We start from the raw sequence: 616 nt of genomic DNA, 5'->3' as shown, positions 1-616 counted from the left end.
CGGTGTGGAAGTGGACGGTCTGGCGGAGGTTTCGGTACCAGTAGCCGGCGTCGAGCGCCTCGGTGTTCAGGAAGCCGCGCTCTACGGTGGAGAAGAACGGGACGTCTGACCGACGGGGCTCGATTCCAGCGAGGGCGGTGGCGATCTCGTCCTGGATGGTCTCGACGTGGGCCGAGTGTGAGGCGTAGTCGACGGGGATGATCCGGGCCCGGATGTCCTGGCCCTGAAGGTCCGCGACCAGGGTTTCCACGGCGTCCTTGTCGCCTGAAACCACGGTGGTGTTGGGGCCGTTGACGGCGGCGATGCTGACACCGCTGGTCAGGATTTCCTCGACCGCCTGGGCGGACTGCGGGATGGAGGCCATGGCGCCCAGCCCGGCGAGGTGTTCGCCGATGATCCGTGCACGTACGGCGACGACCTTGGCCGCGTCCTCCAGGGTGAGGGCGCCGGCCACAGCGGCGGCGGCGATCTCGCCCTGGGAGTGGCCCACCACGGCGTCAGGACGGACGCCCAGGTGCTGCCAGGTGGCGGCGAGGGAGACCATGACGGCCCAGGTGACGGGCTGGATGACGTCGACCCGGTCCAAGTCGGCGCCGGAGCGCAGCACCTCGGTCAG

The 616-nt window shown here is 69.5% G+C and carries 1 protein-coding gene; it reads right to left on the bottom strand.

The window, feature by feature from the left end; genetic code table 11:
* A partial coding sequence (locus IE172_RS34220; RefSeq protein WP_190101264.1) for an acyltransferase domain-containing protein occupies positions 1-616 on the bottom strand: 616 nt, incomplete at both ends.

Source organism: Streptomyces griseoflavus (genome assembly GCF_014649995.1).
GTDB lineage: Bacteria > Actinomycetota > Actinomycetes > Streptomycetales > Streptomycetaceae > Streptomyces > Streptomyces griseoflavus.
Note: the sequence above shows the minus strand (reverse complement) of the source record. Positions and strands in the feature narration are given on the sequence as shown.